Genomic DNA, 19,664 nt, shown 5'->3' with positions numbered 1-19,664 from the left:
CACTCGACTGCGGCGTCAACCTTCGTTTGGGGAGCCCCTCATGTCACCGCGTTGTTCCGGCCGTCTGGCCGTCGTTTTGCTGTTTGCGACCCTGCTCACTCTGTCGGCCTGTTCCAAACCCGCAGAGGAAGCCGCTCTTACCGAAGAAGCCGCCCCCGCTGACGCCGGTGGCGATATAGCCAAATCAACGCGCGTCGATCCGGCCTCTGTTCCGCAACTGGCCTATGATTATCGCTTTGATCTCAGCGCGCCCGACAAAACGGTCAGCGGCATGATGGAGGGCCATCGTGAGGCCTGCGCCGTGGCCGGCCTTACCACCTGTCAGCTTCTCTCACTGAGCAGTCAGAATACGGGTAAGGAGGGGCAGCTTCACACGCTGACCCTGCGCGCCACGCCGCAATGGATCGGCCTCTTCCGCAAAAATCTCAACAACGAACTGAAGGCCACCGGCGCGAAAATCGAGAGCCAGAGCATTGCCACCGAAGACGTCAGCCTGAGCCTCATTGACGCTGAGGCCCATATCAAAAACCAGATGGCCTTACGCGATAATCTGCAGGCGACGCTGCGCAGCCATAAGGGGAAGATGAGCGAAGTCATCGAGTTAAAGCAGCAACTGGCCACGATTCAGTCGGATATCGACAGCGCACAAACCGCCGTGGCTACAATGAAAAAGCGCGTGGCCATGTCGAAGCTGACCCTGACCTATCGCCCGGCCTCGGCGGTGGCCGTCGATGGCACTTGGGCGCCTCTGAAATCCGCGCTGTCGGATGTGGGGCCTAACATGATCTCGGTGCTGACCGTGATGGTCGCCGTGGCGGGTTACCTGCTGCCTCTAGGGCTTATCGCCGCGCCGGTCATCTGGTGGATGCGGCGCGACCGTAAAGCGGCGAAACCCACGCGCCCCGAACAGATCTGATTTTGAAAAAAAGCACCGCATCGAAACCGATGCGGTGCCTTTCTTTCCGGGATCGAGACTGCGGCCCCCCGCAGCCTCCCCTCCCCCCGATTAGAAGTTGAAGCGCAGACCGGCGACGTAGCGCGGGCCGAACTTTTCGAACTCGATAGGATAGATGGACGTGCCACCGTAACGACGGGCCCCCTGATTGCGCAGGTTCGAACCGTCGAAGAACCATTCGAGATTGTTGTTGATCTGATAACGCACCGACAGATCGACTTCTTCGTCTTCATCCCAGTAGATGTCGCCGTTGTCGGCCGGCATGGCCACACCGTTGACAATTGTGCTGCTGCCGATGTCCTGAATCCAGGCCGTGCGGTACTGATAGGCCAGACGCACGGTCAGACCGTACTTTTCATAGATCAGTTGCAGGTTGTAAACGCCGTCCGAGGTGCCCGGCAGGTCGGCCTTGCGCTCAGGCACGATCACCGGAACTGCCTTGGTGCCGATATTGTAGGCCGGTATGGTGATTTCGGAGTCCGCCAGCGTGGCCGAGGCCTTCACACCGAAACCGCCCAGCCATTCCGGCCAGCCCAGACCTTCGACCAGCTTTTCGGCGCTTTGCGACGCGAACAGTTCAACGCCCGACAGCTTGCCCTTACCGCCGTTACGCAGGGTGGTGAGAATGTAGGATGAACGATCCGTGTTGCCGGAGTTCAGGATGTCAGAGCCGAAAGTACCCGATTGGTTGAACAGCACGTCTTCCAGATCCTTGTGGAAGAAGCCCGCCGACAGGAAACCCGTCTCGCCGTAATATTCGAGATAGGCGTCAAAGCCGGTCTGCTTTTCCGGTTTGGCGTTCGGGTTACCGCCCGAGATCGTCTGATCGCCATCCTTATAGGTAAAGCTCGGACGCAGATCGTCATAGTCCGGACGAGAGGCGGTGCGGTTCAGCGAGAAGCGCGCCTTCAGACGGTCAGTGACGTTCCAGTTCAGGTGTACGCTCGGATAGACGAGCGTGTTATCGCTCGACGTATTCACAAACTTGGACAGGGCGCTGGAATAGGCCTGGCCCTTGTTCTCAATGGACTCGACGCGGGTACCATAGACGATATTACCCCAGTCGAACTGGGTGGTGGCCATGATGTAACCGGCGGTCAGGAACTCCTTGACCATCCAGTAGTTATCCGCCGAGTAACCAGCCTGACGGGTGGCCGCACCTTTGTTGATATAGCTGTCCATCAGCGCGTTGGTGTACGGCTGGTTGGTATAGCGGAAGGTATAGCCCAGCGGCTGACGGCCCTTGTAGGGATCGTCGATGGCCAGATCCCCCCACGACGGGATGGCGATGCCGTTGGCGCAGAAGGAGTTGGCGGGGGCACCCGAGGCCGGGCAGACGCCCGAAGAGTTGAGGCCCGACACGATTTCGTAGCGCTCGACATTGTTCTTCTTGGTGCGCGACGTCGTCAGGGCACCGAACTCCAGCTTGGTGCTGTGACCGAAGACATCCGTTTGACGATCAAAGTCGATCTTGGCGGTCAGGGCCTGCGTATCCTCGCCGCCGGTGTCGCGACGGAACTGCTGAAGCAGCATGGGAAACTGTTCAGCGCTAAGAATGCGCTCGCCCTGGGTGCGAGCGGAGGTCGTGCCCGTGGTGCGGAACAGGCGCACCATGTTCTGATCACCGTTGCGGAAGTCATAAACGGCGGTCGGACGATCGGTGAAGGTCGAGGGGCTCTGATAGGCCGCCGACACCGGGGTGTCGCCACCGTTCTTACCCAGCGTGTAGTTCAGGCGCCACGACACGTCGAAGCCGTACCAGTCGCGGTGCTCGCCGCCGATGGTCGAGGTAGCCAGGATTTCTTCGGAGTCACGATAGTCGATACGTGAGTTCAGACGCGCGCCGTAGGAGATGCCCGACTTGGGATCGGACGCGTTCTGAACCGCGGCCGTGTCGTAACGCACGCCCGCAGCATTGGTGCCCTGATCGAGACGCACGATCCAGTTGTCGCGCAGTTCGTCATCCTTGAACACAGTGGCGATCAGCGAGGCGAAGATGGTGTTCTTGTCGTCGAACCTGTAGTCGGCGCGGGTCGAGAAGGACGAGTTGTAGCGGGTCAGGCGATAGTTCTTGTATTCGAACTCACGCGCGAAACGGCGGCCCTGATCCGCAACCACCGCCGGCAGGTAGGGATCGGTTTCCCAGTTTTCCGTCGCCATGTTGCGGCGATAGTAGGACCCCTGAGCCACGATGCCCAGCTTGCCGCCCAGGAAGATGTTGGAATAGACGAGGTTGGAGTCGATCTCTTCCCCCCCGCCCAGCGTCACATGGCCGAGCCCCAGCTTGCCGGTGATCTTCTGACCCTTATAGTCGAAGGCGCGGCGCGTGCGGATGTCGATATTGCCGGCGACGGTATCGCCCGGCATGGACGGCACGATGGCCTTCTGGATCGTTACCTGAGAGGCGATAGCCGACGGGATGTTATCGAAACGCGAGTCGCGGCCTTCGGCGGACACAACCGACAGACCGTCGAAAGAGATGGTCGCCCAGCGGCGCGGCATGCCGCGCAGGTTGACGTAACGGGCCTGACCCTGATCGCGCTCCAGACCGACGCCCGGCAGACGGCCGATGGCGAAAGCGATATTCTGATCCGGCAGGTTACCGGCATCGTCCGCCGACAGAACGCTGACCAGCGAGTCCGACTGACGCTGCGCCTTCAAAGCGGCCGCATCGGATTCCGCCAGCGGCTTGCGGGCCTTAACGACGACTTCGGTGACCTCTTCAGCTTCAGCGGCCTGCACGACGACCGGAACGGCCACAGCGGCGATCGGCGCCATGGCAGCCGTCAGCGCGAGAAACTTTTCCAATTTCATAATCTATCCCCAGATTGTCCGCACGACATAGATGTATCGCGCCCGTGACGCAGCCAGTAGGCGCCGGGGATGACGAATGAGATACAGTTTTGCAAAGGTTTTGCGACACCGTCACATTCGTGGCTGAAGTGTGGCATTCCTGCATAGCCCATAGGACGGCATGTATTACATCAGCCCTTTGGGTTTAAAAGAGCAATCCCATCTGAACTCGCATTGACGACCCTCAATGCAATCGTTTTAATTCTTGAAACAGACCTAAAAACGGGCTGCGCTTTTTCAAAAATCGGCTACAAGGCAGCGCATGAATTGTTAAAGGGGATAACTGTATGCTGCCGACCCGGAAATTTAAACTTTTTGCGACAATCTCAACGCTTTGTCTTTTATCCACCGGGTTGTCGGCCTGCCTGCACCCTGAACTGATCTCCGACTCCACCAAGATGACGCAGGGCACGGGGACCCCCGTTCTGGCGGCCGCGGAAACCACTGCGGTCGGCACCGTCAATCTGGACTCGGCGGACGATCCCGAAATCTGGGTCGATCCGTCCGACTCCAACCGCGTTGTGATCTATGGCACCGACAAAAAGGCGGGGCTTTATAGCTACGACCTGAATGGCAAGGTGATCGACTTCCTGACCGTGGGCCCGATGAACAATGTCGATCTGCGTAATAACGCATTGGGCCTGCCGGTTGTCGTCGCCGCCTCTGACCGCGTCGGCAATGGCGTGCGTTTCTTCAAGCTCGATCCGGCCACGCTGAAAACGACGGACTGGGGCTTTGCGCCGCTGGCTACGTCTGAGGCCTATGGTTTCTGCCTCGGCAAAACGACGGCGGGCGATCTGGTCGCCATCATGGTGGGCAAGAACGGCGACGTGGCTCAGGCCACGGTTGGCGTCGCTGCGGGCAAGCCGGTCCTGAGCGAAACCCGCCGCTTCAATGTCGGCACGCAATCCGAAGGCTGCGTGGTCGATGATGCCACACAGACGCTTTACATCGCCGAAGAAAACACGGCCATCTGGATGTACAGCCTCGATCCGGCAACGGGGGCTCAACGCAAGGCCCTGATCAGCCTGCCGTCGGACGTGCTCAAAGCCGATATCGAAGGCCTGACCCTGCTGCGTGACGGCCAAAAAACCTATCTGATCGCTTCGTCGCAGGGCGACTCGGCCTTTGCCGTCTGGCGCGTAGAGGGTGAACCCGCCTATCAGGGCCGCTTCTCGGTCTTCCCCGGTAATGGCATCGACGCCGTGACGGGTACGGATGGCGTCGCGGCCTTGGGCGGGCAGGTCGGTCCCTATGCCAAGGGTATCGTCGTCATGCAGGACGACATGGACACCGAAGGCGAAGCGCTTTCGACCCAGCGTTCACGTCAGAATTTCAAGATCGTGGACTGGAAAGAGATCGAAGCGAAACTCGGCCTGAAATAAAACACAAAGCCCCGCCAACCGGCGGGGCTTTTCTTATACCAACGGCCGAAGATGCTGACCGCATCCGGCCGTTGAAGGAACGATACCAAGAGTCATTTTCAATGACCCTTGGTATTATCCGAGTTCTTTGGAGCGTTTTTGTGCCGCCATCACCGCAGCCGTGACAAGTTCGGTCAGCCCCTGCCCCTCCCGCCGCAGTACCTTCAGCGCCGCTTCGGTGGTGCCGCCGGGTGAGGCGACCTTGCGGATCAGGTCTTCGGGGTCTTCGCCCGCCTGATCGAGCAGATTGGCCGCCGAAATCAGGGTGGCGCGTGCCAGTGTTTTGGCATCCGCCGCCGTCAGACCGGTTTCCAGCGCCGCCTGCTCCAGCGCCGCGACAAAGGCATAGACATAGGCCGGCCCCGAACCGGAAACGGCGGTCGCCGCGTCGATCAGGTCTTCGTTGTCCAGCACCACCGTCGCCGCCATCGGTGAGAAGAGATCGGAGGCCGCCTGCAAGGCCACCCCCTCCGACGCATAGAGGCTGGCTACGCCCTTACCGGTCGCGACACCGGTGGTCGGCATAACGCGCGCGACTTTCAGCGGCGCAAACACGCTGCTGAGGTCTTCGGTCCGCACCCCGGCCATCACCGAAATCAACGTCGCATTCGGGTTGAGGTTGCCGTCTAGAATTTGCGCCGCCCCGCGCCAGCTTTGCGGCTTGACGGCGATGATGACGGTGAAGGCGTCGCGCCACACTTCCGGCGACGGGTTAAGCCGCGCCCCCAGACCCGCATAGGCGTGGGCTTCTTCGCCGGGATTGAGGTCGAGAATGATCAGGTCGGACGGCGCGATATGCCCGGCCGCACGCATCCCCTTGAGCATGGCCGACCCCAGCGCTCCCGCGCCAATGAGAAGTATGGGTTTCGCCAGCATTGATGGACCTCAATAAATCTTGAATAAAATGCGAAAAATGCCGACGGGCCGCCCCGAGGCATTTTTCACCGTACAGACCACACAAAAGTACCCGAAGGGCAACTTTTGTGTGAGCGATTAGGCCTCTCCGATTGTCTCAAACAGGCAGGCTTCCAGCGCCGCTTCGGCCGTGGGCGCGCCCTTGAACAGGAAGTCGAAGGCCGGATAAAAGCGATCCACGGCTTCGGCGGCAACATTGATCATGTGCGCCGTCTGCACCTGACCGGGGCGTTCCATCGGGCTCGACAACAGGGTATGGCGGAAGACGATATCGGCGGGCAGACGCCCCGCTTCGCGCATTCCTTCTTCGTCCTCATAGATTTCAAAATGGCCGAACCAGACACGCTGATTAACCAGCGACAGCAACTGATGGATCGGCGCCACCTTTGCCGGATCGAAGCGCAGGTCGAGCGACGAACACAGTTGCAGGCACTCCCCTTCCGGACGGCAGGAGAACCACATGTCGTGCGACTTCCACAAGCCCGCCAGCGAGAACAGCACCTCGCCATCGGGCGTCCGCTCAAAGGTCAGGCCTTCGTCGGTGAGGATGGCTTCGACCAGTTCGAGCGGGTCGGAAGTCGTGTCGGTATAATCAGCCTGAGGCAGGTCCATGAGAGATACGGGTGTCCTGAGAGAGGTCCAGAGGGCGGGATTACTCGGCCTTGGATTTGAGGCTCTGGATTTCCAGCTTCAATGCGGCGATTTCGGCCAGCATGACCTCCTTCATCGCCTCGAATTCATCGCGGCGGATAAGGTCCATATCGGCGACGAAGCGGTCGCCCTGGGCGCGGAAGGCGGCCTTGGCCTCGTCACCGGCGGCCTGAGCCAGAGACATGGCGCTGGTCGAGAGCTTGGCGAATTCGTCGAGGAAGGGGTTTTTCGACTGCATGGGAAAATCCTTGCGGATAAAGGCCCGGAAAGAGCCTCAAATGAGTTGTCACACTGTGCGCATATAGTGCGAATGGCGACTGAAAGAAAGTTTTTCACGATTCTTGCCCCCCTTCGATGATTCCTTTAGGTCATTGAATACAGTTCACAGGTTTCTGAGCATGACCCTGCCCGACATTGATCCCGTCCTTTTGCACATAGGGCCGCTGGCCCTGCGCTGGTACGCTCTGGCCTATGTTGCGGGTATAGCGGTGGGCTGGTGGTACCTGACGCAACTGATCCGCAAGGAGTCTTTGTGGGCTCCCTACCCCGCGCCCCTGTCGCGCGAAAACCTCGAAGACCTGATTATCTGGATGGCGCTCGGTATCATTCTGGGCGGTCGCATTGGCTATGTGCTGTTCTACGATCTGGCGCCCATCCTGAAAAACCCGCTGCAATTCTTCAAGGTATGGGAAGGCGGCATGTCCTTCCACGGTGGCTTTATCGGGGTCTGTATCGCGGGCGTGCTTTATAGTCGGCGTCACCGCATCAACCCGTGGACCCTGGGCGATCTTCTCTCCTGCGCCGCGCCCATCGGTCTGTTCTTTGGCCGCATTGCCAATTTTATCAATGGCGAACTGTGGGGCCGTACCACAGACGCCCCATGGGGTATGGTCTTCTGTAACAAATATCTCCTTCAGCAATATGGCGGTGTCTGCCCGGCTGGCTATCTGCCGCGCCACCCCAGCCAGCTATACGAGGCCGTACTGGAAGGGATCGTGCTGTTTGTCGTCGGCTATCTGCTGGTGCACGTCTGGCGCAGGCTGCGTCAGCCCGGCCTGATCATGGGCGTATTCGTTGCGGGTTACGGCCTTGCCCGCGTGCTCGTCGAATTTGTGCGCGAACCCGACGCCCAGATGCTGCCCTTCTTCAAACACGTCATCACCATGGGGCAGACCTTGTCGCTGCTGATGATCATTGGCGGCGGCATCGCCATCTGGCTGGCCCTGCGCGGCAAGACCCTGCCCGCCGGATTTACGGCGACAACTGAGACGAAAGCGCCTGATGGCCTCGCTTAAGACACGCCTGATCGAGCAGATAAGGCTCGAAGGCCCGCTGACCATCGCCGACTATATGTGGGCCTGCCTGTTCGATCCGCAGGAAGGCTATTACGCCACGCGCCCGGCTCTGGGTGAAGAGGGCGACTTTATCACCGCGCCCCTGGTGTCGCAGATGTTCGGTGAACGCCTCGCCCTGTGGGCCATGCAGGCGTGGCAGGATATGGGCGCGCCCGCCAAGATTCGCGTCCTTGAAATCGGCCCTGGCGACGGCACGCTGATGAGCGACCTGCTGAGGACTTTTCGCGCCCTGCCCGCCTTTGCGCAGGCCGTCGAGATCGGTCTGATCGAGCCTTCGCAGCCTCTGCGCGCCGTACAGACGGCCAGACTGGGTGAGGTGCGCCACTACGACAGCCTCGACCACGTGCCGACCGACGTGCCTCTGCTGATCATCGCTAATGAGGTGCTCGACTGCCTGCCGGCGCGGCAGTTTCAACTGACGCCCGACGGCTGGTATGAGCGCTGCGTTGGCCTGCACGAGGGCGAGCTGGTCATCGGCCTTGTCCCCGCACCGCAGGATTTCACCGCCCCCTTCGCCGCCGAAGTGGGTCAGGTCTGCGAAGTCTCTCTGGCGCAAAACCGCCTGATCGAGGCCGTGGGCGCGCTGATCCACGAGGCGACGGGCGCGGCGCTGTTTATCGACTATGGCCGCGACCGGCCCGAACCCGGCGATACGCTTCAGGCCCTCTATCGCCACGAAAAGACCGATCCGCTGGCCGACCCCGGCGCGCACGACCTGACCCAGTGGGCGGACTTTCCGTCACTGGCGGTGACGGCGTTGAACATGGGGCTGGGGGTCAGCCAGATCACGCCGCAGGGCGTCTTTCTGCAACGCCTCGGCATTATCGAGCGCTTCGACGAATTGCGCGCAAAAAACCCGGAAGACACCGACCGGCTGGCGCGGCAGGTGCATCGCCTGATCGCGGCGGAGGAGATGGGCGAACTGTTCAAGGTGCTGGCCATTCATTACCCCCGCGACCTGCCTCTGGCAGGCCTTGCGCCCATTCACGCCGAGACCTAGTACAGCTTAGCCTTCATACCTCCCCAGTTTACTGGGGAGGGGGACCGCACGAAGCAAAGCGGAGATGCGGTGGTGGGGGCTCTTAATTTCACAGGCACTATAATGACCCTGCCCCGTATCCTGCACCCGCTCCTTGACCTGCCGAATATCCAGCACGGCTTTTTCACGCGGCTGGGCGGCGTTTCACCCTTCCCCTACGAGTCGCTGAATGTCGGGCAAGGCTCCAAGGACACGCGCGACAATATCCTTGAGAACCGCCGTCGCGTCGCCGCCAGCTTTGGCCAGCCGGAGGCGCGTCTGCTCAACTGTTATCAGGTGCACTCCAAAATCGCCGTGACGGTCGATGGCCCGTGGCCAACGGAAGACCGTCCGGAAGCCGATGGTCTGGTCACCACCACCCCCGGCCTGATTTTGGGGGCTTTGTCAGCCGATTGCGCCCCCATCCTGTGGGCCGATCCGGTCAATGGCGTCGTCGGAGCCTGCCACGCGGGCTGGAAGGGCGCGCTGGGCGGCATGATCGAAGCCGAATACGCAGCACTTCTGGCCAAAGGGGCCGAAGCCCGGCACCTGCGCGCCGTCATCGGCCCCTGCATCGCGCAGGCCTCCTATGAGGTGTCGGCCGATTACGAAGAGACCTTCTGCGCACAAGACGCCGACAGTGCCGCCTTCTTTATTGCGGGTAAGACCGCCGACAAGCGCTATTTCGACCTGCCGGGCTTCTGCATGATGCGGCTGAAGCGGCTGGGCCTGACGCAGGTTGCGACCACGGGCCACGACACCTGCGCCGAAGAGGCCCTGTTCCATTCCAACCGCCGGGGCTTCCTGCGGCAGGAGCCGGACTATGGCCGCCTGATCAGCGCCATCATGCTGCGCCCCTGAGACTATGACCCGAGCCTGTGAAACGATTAAGCGTCGTCGCCCTGTGGACGCAGGACCGCAACCCCGCTCAATCCAGTCAGAATTTTAAGGATTTACGACGAATCGGGCTTGCCCCACGGATCGCACCTGTTAAAAGCCGCCGCATGTAAAACACGCACGTGTTTCCCACCCTGCCGCCCCACAGGTTCCCCATGAAATTGCTATCGGCCAATTCCAACCGACTGCTGGCTCAGGCCATCGGCGACTATCTCGACATGCCCCTGACCAAGGCGCGCATCGAACGCTTCGCCGACAAGGAAATCTTCGTCACCATCGACGAAAACGTGCGCGGTGAGGATGTGTTTGTCATTCAGTCCACCAGCTATCCGGCCAATGACAACCTGATGGAGTTGCTGATCTGCATCGACGCCCTGACGCGGGCTTCGGCCAAGCGCATCACCGCTGTCATCCCCTATTTCGGCTACGCCCGTCAGGACCGCAAGACCGGCGGCCGCACCCCCATTTCGGCCAAGCTGGTGGCCAATCTGATCGTGCGCGCCGGCGCGCACCGCGTCCTGACCATGGACCTGCACGCCGGTCAGATTCAGGGGTTTTTCGACATCCCGACTGATAATCTGGTGGCTATTCCCTTCATGGCCAAGGACATCAAGGCCAACTATCCCAATGCCCATGAAATCATGGTCGTATCGCCGGATGTCGGCGGCGTGGTGCGCGCCCGCGCTCTGGCCGACCGTCTGGGCGGTGATCTGGCTATCGTGGACAAGCGTCGTCCGCGCGCCGGCGAATCCGAAGTGATGAACATCATCGGGGACGTGACCGGCCGCAACTGTATCCTGTTCGACGATATCGTCGATTCCGGCGGCACACTGGTTAATGCGGCCAAGGCGCTGATCGACCGTGGGGCGACCTCGGTTTCCGCCTATATCAGCCATGGCGTCCTGTCCGGCAAGGCCATGGAGCGCGTCGAAACTTCGGTGCTCAAGGAACTGGTCATCACAGACTCCATCGAAGCGCCGGAACATGTGCGCAACCACCCCAAGGTCCGCATTGTGGGCGTTGCCCCGCTGATCGGCGAAGCGATCCGCCGCATCGCCAACGAAGAGTCCGTTTCCAAACTTTTCGACTGATCGCACGGTCCATTGCCCACCGCCAAAAGGGCGTCTTTTCAGACGCCCTTTTTATTTTAAATTAGGGCGATATTAACCCTGTCGCGCAGCGCGCGTCTCACAGAAATGTTATTTCCATTTTCCGGCGACTCACGGACGTGCACGGTTAAAAAAGCCATATTTTTGGCGCTTTTATGAGGACTTCTGCTGTCAGTTGAATTATTCCTGACAGCCTTGTGGTCGGCCGTTTTGCCGGTATCATGCCCTCGCCGTCCGGGTGGGGCAAATGGTCCGACCCGTAGCACCTGACATAAAGAACAGATGTGCAGACGCTTTGGCGCAGCCTCTGTTTTTCTGCGCCCGGGGGCCCAGCCCCGACAACCGACGTCTCGCATTTCGCCCGCCGCTTCGGGCATCCGTTTTGGGGAGTTTAGTATGAAATTCACGACCGGAACCGGCCGCAGGCCGATCTTCTTGGCCGTCACTGCGTCGATTATGGCGCTCAGCCTGGCCGCCTGTCAGACCGATGCACCGCCTCCCGCGCCTCCCCCGCCACCGCCCGCATCCGCTGGCCCGCCGGTGTCGCTGGCCCCGGCCATTTCGGATGCCGCTTCGGTCTATGTCGCCTATGTCGAACAGGCGCGCGGCATGAGCCCCGATTTCAACGACGCCTCCATGGTTCAGGCCAAGCTGAGCCAGGGTGCCTCCTATGAGCCCAAGCAACTGGCGCGGGGCGCGATCGCCTATGCCGCCATCGTCGCCATGCAGGAACCGGCCTTCCGCTCACAACTGCGCGCCTATGCCGCCGACGCGACCGCCCGTCAGGAACTGGTGACCAAGCTGTTCAGCAACCCCGGCTATGCGGCGGGCATACCCGGTGCCAATATTGCCGCGCGACGCGTGATCCTTGCCCTCTCTTCGGACGGCGAAATGCTCTACACCAAGGGCACGGCGATGAAGCAGGCGGCCTACGCGATCCAGAAGCAGGCCTGGTCCAAGGGCGTGCTGAGCGATCCGGCGGGCCGTCTGGCCGCCACCAAGCTGTCGTCCTCAACCAGCCGCGGCGTCGTTTCCGATCAAAGTGCGAAGCTGCTGACGGCCGCCCTGACGGGTGAAGGCCTGACGACCCGCGCCAATACGGGCGGGGCGACGGCAGATGCGGCCGCCTATAATGCCACAGCTTCGTCCGGTTCGGCCGCACAACCGCTGAGCAGCACCGGCACCGCTGCGGGGTCTTTCGATCACGAGGCCCTGTTCAACACGCCCTATACCTACGGCGTCAACCGTGCCCTGGCCATCGCGGCCATCTCCATTCTGGGCGAAGGCACTGGTCCCAATGAAGAGGCCGTCATAGCCCTGCTCAACGAACAGAAGGCCCCGCGCTGCCTTGGCGAATCAAAGCTGAACCTCAACCAGTGCCTGGCGGCGTCGCGCTTTCACTTCGACGACGTCTTCTGTGTCGGTCAGCACATCATGATGGACACCGGCAACTGCATCGGCGAACTGTCCTCCAATGCCCTCAACCTGTCGCCGGACCGCGAGGTCACGCTGAAGGCTGACGGCACCGAGGAACTGAAATACGCCAATGCCAAGCCGTATCTGAAGCCGGAGCCAGTCAAGAAAACGGCCTCAAAGAAGACCTCCGGCAAAAAGGCATCCACGCCGGCCAAGAAGAAGTCGTCTTAGGCGTCATGAGGGAAACCCGTTTCCCTCATGAGCGGCTGTCTTTAATATATCGAGGAAAAATCCCTCAGGGCGACCACAGAAAGCCCTTGAGGGATTTTTCGGCTTTCGGGCAGCCGCGACGCGCCGTTTTGCTATCAAAACCACAAATTTGATGGTTTTCGGCGGTTGCGTATCGGGACGTTAGCGTGTATCTACGCGCCCTCTTGAGATTTTCGGGGTCTCCCCCACGCCGTGTCCATTGTGTTGCCCGCGCCTCCCTTACGGAGGTTTCAGAGGGCGGGCATTGAAACCGACGCGGCGCATTTTGTTTGAGGAACAGGCTAATGGCCGATATCGTACTAGACGTTGAAATCCGTGAGCGCACCGGCACCGGCGGCGCCCGCGCCACCCGCAATGAAGGCAAGGTTCCGGGCATCCTGTACGGTGGTGACAAGGCTCCGGTGGCCATCGCCGTGAAGCTCAATGAATTCCGCAAGGCGCTCTACACGGGCAAGCTGGCCGGTCACCTCGTCACGCTGAAGTACGGCGAAGAGACCCAGAAGGTCATCGCCAAGGCGATCGACTTCCACCCGGTCACCGATGTGCCGGTTCACTTCGACCTCTATCGCGTCGATGAAACCCAGACCATCAAGATCAACGTGCCGGTTCACTTCAAGAACCACGACGCCTCGCCGGGCCTGAAAAAGGGCGGTGCCCTGACTGTGGCTTTCCACGAGCTGGAAATTCAGGTGCCCGCCGGTCACATTCCGGAAGACGTGATCGTGGACCTGTCGGGTCTCGACATCGGCGCTTCGGTCCACGTCGGCGATCTGAGCCTGCCGTCGGACGTCACCGCCGTTCAGGGCAAGGACGTCGTGATCGCCTCGATCACCGCCTCGGCCGCTGAAAAGAGCGAAGAAGCTTCCGCCGAAGCCTGATAAGGGCTTTTACACGGAATAGGATAAAGCCCTGTCCTTACCCTAAGGACAGGGCTTATTTCTGTGTGCAACCCGACGAATCCGCTCCGGGTCTGTGCATTTCGGCATGTTCGTTCTGCCATTTTTTTGATTAGATCACCGTTCATTGAGTACGGAATCGATTTGAGCTGATCGGAGCCCGCCTTGTTTCTTGTCGTTGGTCTTGGCAATCCAGGCACGCAATATGCGAAGAACCGGCACAATATCGGCTTCATGTTTATTGACCGCCTGATCGACAGCCCCGACTTCGGTCCGGTGCGCAAGAAGTTTCAGTCCGAAGTCGCCGAAGGGTCGGTCGATACGCCCAAGGGGCCGGCGAAGATACTGGCCATGAAACCGCAAACCTTCATGAATCTTTCGGGTAATGCGGTACTGGAAGCGGCGACCTTTTATAAGATCAAACCCGACCACATCCTTGTATTCCATGACGAACTGGACCTGGCACCGGGACGCTTCCGGCTGAAAATGGGCGGTGGCCATGCGGGCCATAATGGTTTACGTTCCATTATGGGACATCTGGGGCCGAATTTCGTGCGCGGGCGCATGGGAATCGGGCACCCCGGACAAAAGGAACTGGTACATAGCTGGGTCTTGTCGGACTTCTACAAGGCCGAGGACTGGGTTGAGCGTTTGTGTGACGCCTGCGTCAAGGCGCTACCTCTGGCGCTCTTGGGGGAAAGTGAAAAATACATGACCGAAGTGATGCGTTTGAGCCCGGCTCCGAAATTCGATCCTAAAAAAGTCGTTCAGTAGGACTTAGAAGGTTAGACGATGCCGACCGCGCCTCAAATCGTTCTGACGACCTTTGGTTCGCTGGGGGATCTGCATCCCTTCATGGCGTTGGGCCTTGCGCTGAAACGCCGTGGGGTGTCTGTCGTCCTGGCCTCGCACCCCGACTATGAAGGCAAGGTCGAAGCCGCCGGATTGAAATTCCTTGCCTGCGGCCCCAGCATGGAAACCTATCGCCAGAATCTGGGCATAGATGCCGCGCAGATCATCCGCCATTTTTCGCAAGACCACGGCTTCATGCTGAAGCATCTCGTGGCCCCCTATATCGAGCAGGGACTGTCGGAGTTGCGGCCCATTGTGCGGCAGGCCGATCTGGTCGTTTCCTCCTCCTATGCCTATACGGCGCATCTGGCGGCGCGCCTCGAAGGCCGCCCCTTCTCGACCGTCGCCCTGCAACCGGCTGTCATGTTGTCGGCCTATGATCCGCCCAAGCTGAAGGACGCGCCTCTGGTGCTGTCGCCGCGTACCGAACTGGGGCGGCAATATAACCGCGCCATCTTCTGGATCGGCGAAAAGAAGCTGGCGGGCTGCCTCGCGCCCATCCGCGCCATCTACGCCAAATACGGCATCGACATGGAGATCGGCCTCGGCGGGGTACAGTCGGATCAGATGACGCTGGGCCTCTATTCGCCCCTCATCGGCGATGTGGCGCCGGACTTCCCGCCGCATACCGAGATCGTCGGCTTCCCCTTCTTCGACTCGGAAGACGGTCGTCGTAGCGAACTGCCGCCGCAGTTGGAAGCCTTCCTGTCCGCCGGTCAGGCACCACTGGTTTTCAGTCTGGGCTCTACGGCGGTCTATGATGGCGAGGACTTCTACCGCACAGCGGTCAAGGCGGCAAAGGCGCTGCGTCAGCGCGCCGTGCTGCTGGTCGGCGGTCAAAGCCCGCTGCTCAATGACGACTTCGGACCGGATATTCTCTGCGTCCCCTATGCGCCGCATTCGCTGCTGATGCCGCGCGCCCGCGTCAATATCCATCATGGCGGCATCGGCTCCACCGCTCAGGCCCTGCGCGCCGGGCGGCCGCAACTGGTCACGCCGGTTTTTGGCGATCAGTTTGACAATGGCCGCCGCATCGAGCGTCTGGGGGCTGGCCTGTCGATCACCTTTGACCGCTGGCATAAGCACTCGGCCATTCGTCTGCTGGATCGCCTGCTCTCGGACACCGCCTTCGCCGGCAAGGCCGCCTCTGCGGCCGCCGTCGTGGCGCAGGAAGACGGGGCCGAACGCGCCGCCGAGCGCCTTATGCAAAGCCTGCCGGTGACGGTTTAATTATACCTCCCCAACTTGTTGGGGAGGGGGACCGCACGAAGCGAAGCTGAGATGCGTGGTGGGGGTTTTTAAGTCAATGACTTGTTACCCACCTGCTCATATCTTCCGCAGATCGAGATCCTGATAGTCGAAGCTGAAATCGGCCAGCGGCGAATAGGCCACCAGCTTCATGCCTGCGACCTTGCCGTCCTTTACCTCGAACGTCACCACGGCGTCCTCGCCCCAGCCGACAGGGAAGCGCGTGCGGAAGACGTCCGGCCCGAACACCTCCAGTGGCCCTTTCAGGCGCGGCGTGCGGGTGAAATCCAGCATCAGCCGCGCCGTCTTGCCCTTGCCGCTCACCGCCACCGTCACATCGCCGTACCAGGCATCCCGATAGGTGCCGGCATAGGCCGACAACGGCAGGGACGGTCCGCCCGGCTGGACTTTCGGCGCATCGGCCAGCGCCTTATCCGCCGCCTTGGCCGTGCCTTCGACGGCCGCCTTCAGCCAGTCGTAGGCGGGCGCCCCGATCAGCAGGTCGAGAATGGCGTTGCGAATCTGCCCGCTCGCTCCATCCTCGACATTGGTATAGACGACGACCGCTATGCCCTTTTCCGGCAACAGGGCCTGCTGCGTCACCTGCCCGACCAGCCCGCCGGAGTGCGACACCAGCCGCAGCCCACGATAATCCTGAACGAACCAGCCCAGACCATAGGTACGGAACAGCGCTGCGGTCGGCATCTCCGGCGTCGGCCCCGCTCCGGCCCCGACCATCGTATTGGGCTTCCACATTTCACGCGACGAGGCCTCGGAAAACAGCCTTTGCCCATTGGGCATCACCCCCTTTTTCAGTTGCGTATGCAGCCACGGCAATATGCCCGTCACGCTGGTGACCAGCCCGGCCGCCGGTGAAAAGGAGAGGGTCTCTTCGGGTAACACCACCTTATAATCGCCCATGCCGCGCAGCGGGCCGGTCAGGCGCGCGTGACGCCCGGCCACATTGTTCCCGGTCACATTGGGCCAGCCCAGCACCGTATCGGCCATGCCCAAGGGCGTCAGCAGACGCTCGGTCACAAAGCGCTCATAGGTCTGACCCGACACCCGCTCGATGACCAGACCGGCGATGGTGAACATGACATTGTTATAGGCATAGCCCGAACGGAAGGGGTATTGCGGCTTGAGGAACTGTACGCCCTTGAGCTGATCCTCCCGCGTGTGGTCCGACTCCGGAAACAGCATCAGATCGCCCTGCCCCAGACCCAGTCCGGCGCGGTGCGACAGCAAATCCCGCACCGTCACCAGCGGTGTCAGGGCCGCGTCGTACATCTTGAATTCGGGGATATAGCGCACGACCGGCGCGTCCCATTCGACCTTTTTCTCTTCGACCAGCAGGGCCAGAGCCGCCGCCGTAAAGGCCTTGGTATTCGACGCGATGCCGAACTGTGTATGCTCATCGACCTTGTCAGGCTTGCCGAGCGTGCGAACACCATAGCCCTTAACATAGTCGGGCTGACCGGGCCGGATGACGGCGACGGCCACGCCCGGCAGGGCAAACTTCGCCATAAAGGCTTCGACAATGGCGTCGATCTGCGCCGTGTCGGAGGTCTGCGCAACGGCCGGCAGGGCCGTCGCCGCGGCAAGGCCCGCGCTAAGGGTGAGGAACGAACGGCGGTCGGTGCGCAGCATGGTCATATCCTTGCAATAGATACGACAGCCTACTCCGCGTCATTTCGGTTACGCAAGCATATCCGCCTCTAAACCACTGGCCATTACCGGGAAAATGCGTTAGGCAGCGGGCCAATTTCTCTCTTTTCCGCTTGGAATCCCATGGCCCTGAAAGTCGCAATCGTCGGTCTGCCCAATGTCGGCAAGTCCACCCTGTTCAACGCCCTGACCCAGACCGCTTCGGCCCAGGCTGCCAACTACCCCTTCTGCACCATCGAACCGAACACAGGCGAAGTGGCCGTGCCGGAGCCGCGCCTTGAGGTGCTGGCCAAGATCGTCGGCTCGAAGGAAATCATCCCAGCACGCATCAACTTCGTCGATATTGCCGGCTTGGTGCGCGGCGCGTCGAAGGGCGAAGGCCTCGGCAACCAGTTCCTCGCCAATATCCGCGACTGCGACGCCATCGCCTTTGTGGCCCGCTGCTTCGTCGATACGGACATCACCCATGTCGAAGGCCGCATTGACCCGCTGGCTGATCTGGAAATCATCGAAACCGAGCTGATGATCGCCGATCTGGAATCCCTGGAAAAGCGCCTGCCGCAGCTTGAAAAGCGCGCCAAGTCAGGCGGCGACAAAGACGCAGCCCTCACGGTGTCGCTGATCCATGCCGCTCTGGCCGAACTGCGCGATGGCCGCCCGGCCCGCGTCGCCTACGAGAAAGGTAAGATCAGCAAGGAAGACACCAAGGCGTGGGAGATGCTGCAACTGCTGACCTCCAAGCCCGCCCTGTACGTCTGTAACGTCGATGAGGCCTCGGCTTCGACGGGCAACGACCTGTCGGAAATCGTCTCCAAACGCGCCGCTGCCGATCACGCCAAGTCGGTGGTCATTTCGGCGCAGATCGAATCGGAAATCGCGCTGCTCGATGCCGATGAGCGTCAGGAGTTTCTGGAAACCCTCGGCCTCGAAGAACCGGGCCTCAACCGCCTGATCCGCGAAGCCTATGCGCTGCTGGGCCTGCAATCCTACTTCACCGTCGGCCCCAAGGAAGCGCGCGCCTGGACCATCCATGTCGGGGATACCGCGCCGCAGGCCGCCGGCGTCATCCATACGGACTTTGAAAAGGGCTTCATCCGCGCCGAAACCATCGCCTATGAGGACTTCGTGAAGTTCAACGGCGAAGCCGGCGCCAAGGAAAACGGCAAGTTCCGTCAGGAAGGCAAGGAATACATCGTCAAGGATGGCGATGTGATGAACTTCCGCTTTAACGTATAGCAGGGGCACGGCCCCTGCACCCGTTACGGGGAGTAGATGGAGACGTCTCGGTGAGGTATCGGGGTTTGGGGCCTGCGGCCCCAAGTCTTAGATTTCTTCGTGAAGATATTCTATAAACGCCTTCATGCGGGCGTGGCGCAGGTCGGCCATATCGCGGCCAGCGGCGGTCTGAAACCCGGATTTCAGCTTGAACAGCTTGGTTTCAAAGTGGTCGAGCGCGAAGCTGAGGTCGTCCAGTTCGCGCTCCTCGGCCTTGGGGTCGAAAGGATCGTAAAGGGCGCTGTTCATGCGCCCGGCCGTGTAGAAACAGCGTGCAATACCGACAAAGCCGATGGCGTCCAGACGGTCGGCGTCCTGCACGATTTTGGCTTCCAGCGTTTCCGACGCGACATTGGCACTGAATGAATGGGTCAGGATGGCGTGGGTGGCGGCCTCTCTGCGGGCGGGTTCCCAGCCCAGAGCTGCCAGTATCTCGCCGGCCTTTTCCGCAGAGAGGCGCGAGGCTTCGGCGCGCAGCGGGGAATTTTTCTCGACCTGAACGCAGTCGTGCAGCAGGACCGCCGCCGCCACGATTTCGGCCTCACCGTTTTCGGCGGCACACAGGGTCATGGCGACCTTGAACACGCGCTGGAGGTGTGACACGTCGTGCGAACCGTCGTCACTGCTGCCCAGAACGTGCGGCAACAAGGCCTCGGCCAGAGCCTCATGCGGCGCAAAGGACGGTGCCAGACGCGCGGCCATCATCTTTTGCAGGGCCTGCGCATCAGGAAACCGGCTGGTGCCTTTGGAAACGGGTTGGGTCTGACAATCCATGGACGACTCGATACTGTCCCCTGCCTCGGCCTGATCTGTAGCACGCGATCATAAAGGAATGTGCCCTTTTACACCCGATGAGCGATCA

Annotated in this window: 17 protein-coding genes; 11 read left to right on the top strand and 6 right to left on the bottom strand. The window is 60.9% G+C overall.

Annotation, left to right across the window (positions count from 1 at the left end; translation table 11 throughout):
• Positions 1 to 40: 40 nt before the first annotated feature.
• Entirely contained in the window at positions 41 to 916 is an 876-nt protein-coding gene (locus AACH73_RS04930; RefSeq protein ID WP_338735586.1) for a DUF4349 domain-containing protein, read from the top strand.
• A gap of 90 nt (positions 917 to 1,006) precedes the next feature.
• Here AACH73_RS04930 and AACH73_RS04925 read toward each other — a convergent pair whose 3' ends face one another.
• A complete protein-coding gene (locus AACH73_RS04925) occupies positions 1,007 to 3,769 on the bottom strand; it encodes a TonB-dependent receptor (protein WP_338735585.1) in 2,763 nt (920 codons plus the stop codon).
• 326 nt (positions 3,770 to 4,095) lie between these two features.
• On the opposite strand from AACH73_RS04925, the gene AACH73_RS04920 reads away from it, so the two are divergent.
• Positions 4,096 to 5,193, top strand: a complete 1,098-nt coding sequence (locus AACH73_RS04920) for a phytase (protein WP_272740322.1) — start codon at positions 4,096 to 4,098, stop codon at positions 5,191 to 5,193.
• Between the two features lie 114 nt (positions 5,194 to 5,307).
• Here AACH73_RS04920 and proC read toward each other — a convergent pair whose 3' ends face one another.
• From proC to AACH73_RS04905, 3 genes are all read right to left on the bottom strand, one after another.
• A complete protein-coding gene (gene proC, locus AACH73_RS04915) occupies positions 5,308 to 6,108 on the bottom strand; it encodes a pyrroline-5-carboxylate reductase (RefSeq protein ID WP_338735584.1) in 801 nt (266 codons plus the stop codon).
• Positions 6,109 to 6,225: 117 nt separating this feature from the next.
• Positions 6,226 to 6,759 (bottom strand): YbjN domain-containing protein, encoded by a 534-nt coding sequence (locus AACH73_RS04910; protein WP_126419956.1) that lies wholly within the window; start codon positions 6,757 to 6,759, stop codon positions 6,226 to 6,228.
• A 40-nt stretch (positions 6,760 to 6,799) separates the two neighbouring features.
• Positions 6,800 to 7,036 (bottom strand): accessory factor UbiK family protein, encoded by a 237-nt coding sequence (locus AACH73_RS04905; protein ID WP_013478665.1) that lies wholly within the window; start codon positions 7,034 to 7,036, stop codon positions 6,800 to 6,802.
• 160 nt (positions 7,037 to 7,196) lie between these two features.
• On the opposite strand from AACH73_RS04905, the gene lgt reads away from it, so the two are divergent.
• From lgt to AACH73_RS04865, 8 genes are all read left to right on the top strand, one after another.
• Positions 7,197 to 8,093, top strand: a complete 897-nt coding sequence (gene lgt, locus AACH73_RS04900; RefSeq protein WP_338735583.1) for a prolipoprotein diacylglyceryl transferase — start codon at positions 7,197 to 7,199, stop codon at positions 8,091 to 8,093.
• Complete coding sequence (locus AACH73_RS04895; protein ID WP_338735582.1) at positions 8,080 to 9,153, top strand: SAM-dependent methyltransferase; 1,074 nt, start codon at positions 8,080 to 8,082, stop codon at positions 9,151 to 9,153. Before lgt ends, AACH73_RS04895 begins: the two co-directional genes overlap by 14 nt.
• 102 nt (positions 9,154 to 9,255) lie before the next feature.
• Positions 9,256 to 10,032 carry a peptidoglycan editing factor PgeF gene (pgeF, locus tag AACH73_RS04890; protein ID WP_272740326.1) on the top strand — a complete coding sequence of 259 codons (777 nt, stop codon included), beginning with the start codon at positions 9,256 to 9,258 and terminating at the stop codon, positions 10,030 to 10,032.
• A 191-nt stretch (positions 10,033 to 10,223) separates the two neighbouring features.
• On the top strand, positions 10,224 to 11,159 hold the full coding sequence (locus tag AACH73_RS04885) for a ribose-phosphate pyrophosphokinase (RefSeq protein ID WP_272740327.1): 936 nt from the start codon (positions 10,224 to 10,226) through the stop codon (positions 11,157 to 11,159).
• 414 nt (positions 11,160 to 11,573) lie between these two features.
• The gene (locus AACH73_RS04880; RefSeq protein ID WP_272740328.1) at positions 11,574 to 12,824 is read left to right on the top strand and encodes a hypothetical protein; all 1,251 of its coding nucleotides are present in this window, start codon (positions 11,574 to 11,576) and stop codon (positions 12,822 to 12,824) included.
• Positions 12,825 to 13,147: 323 nt separating this feature from the next.
• A complete protein-coding gene (locus tag AACH73_RS04875; RefSeq protein ID WP_272740329.1) occupies positions 13,148 to 13,741 on the top strand; it encodes a 50S ribosomal protein L25/general stress protein Ctc in 594 nt (197 codons plus the stop codon).
• Positions 13,742 to 13,924: 183 nt separating this feature from the next.
• Positions 13,925 to 14,533, top strand: coding sequence for an aminoacyl-tRNA hydrolase (gene pth, locus AACH73_RS04870; RefSeq protein ID WP_272740330.1), 609 nt, complete (start codon positions 13,925 to 13,927; stop codon positions 14,531 to 14,533).
• An 18-nt stretch (positions 14,534 to 14,551) separates the two neighbouring features.
• Entirely contained in the window at positions 14,552 to 15,841 is a 1,290-nt protein-coding gene (locus tag AACH73_RS04865) for a glycosyltransferase (protein WP_338735581.1), read from the top strand.
• A gap of 96 nt (positions 15,842 to 15,937) precedes the next feature.
• On the opposite strand, the gene AACH73_RS04860 is transcribed toward AACH73_RS04865, so the two are convergent.
• The gene (locus tag AACH73_RS04860; RefSeq protein ID WP_338735580.1) at positions 15,938 to 17,509 is read right to left on the bottom strand and encodes a serine hydrolase; all 1,572 of its coding nucleotides are present in this window, start codon (positions 17,507 to 17,509) and stop codon (positions 15,938 to 15,940) included.
• Positions 17,510 to 17,650: 141 nt separating this feature from the next.
• Between AACH73_RS04860 and ychF the strand changes: the two genes are divergently transcribed.
• Positions 17,651 to 18,763 carry a redox-regulated ATPase YchF gene (gene ychF, locus AACH73_RS04855; protein ID WP_126419933.1) on the top strand — a complete coding sequence of 371 codons (1,113 nt, stop codon included), beginning with the start codon at positions 17,651 to 17,653 and terminating at the stop codon, positions 18,761 to 18,763.
• Positions 18,764 to 18,850: 87 nt separating this feature from the next.
• Here the strand turns inward: ychF and AACH73_RS04850 are convergent, their stop codons facing one another.
• Positions 18,851 to 19,576, bottom strand: a complete 726-nt coding sequence (locus AACH73_RS04850; RefSeq protein ID WP_272740333.1) for an HD domain-containing protein — start codon at positions 19,574 to 19,576, stop codon at positions 18,851 to 18,853.
• Positions 19,577 to 19,664: the final 88 nt, after the last annotated feature.

Source organism: Asticcacaulis sp. DW145 (genome assembly GCF_037101385.1).
In the GTDB taxonomy this organism is placed as follows: Bacteria; Pseudomonadota; Alphaproteobacteria; order Caulobacterales; family Caulobacteraceae; genus Asticcacaulis; species Asticcacaulis currens.
The sequence above is the reverse complement of the archived record's forward strand: the minus strand, read 5'-3'. Positions and strand labels throughout refer to the sequence as shown.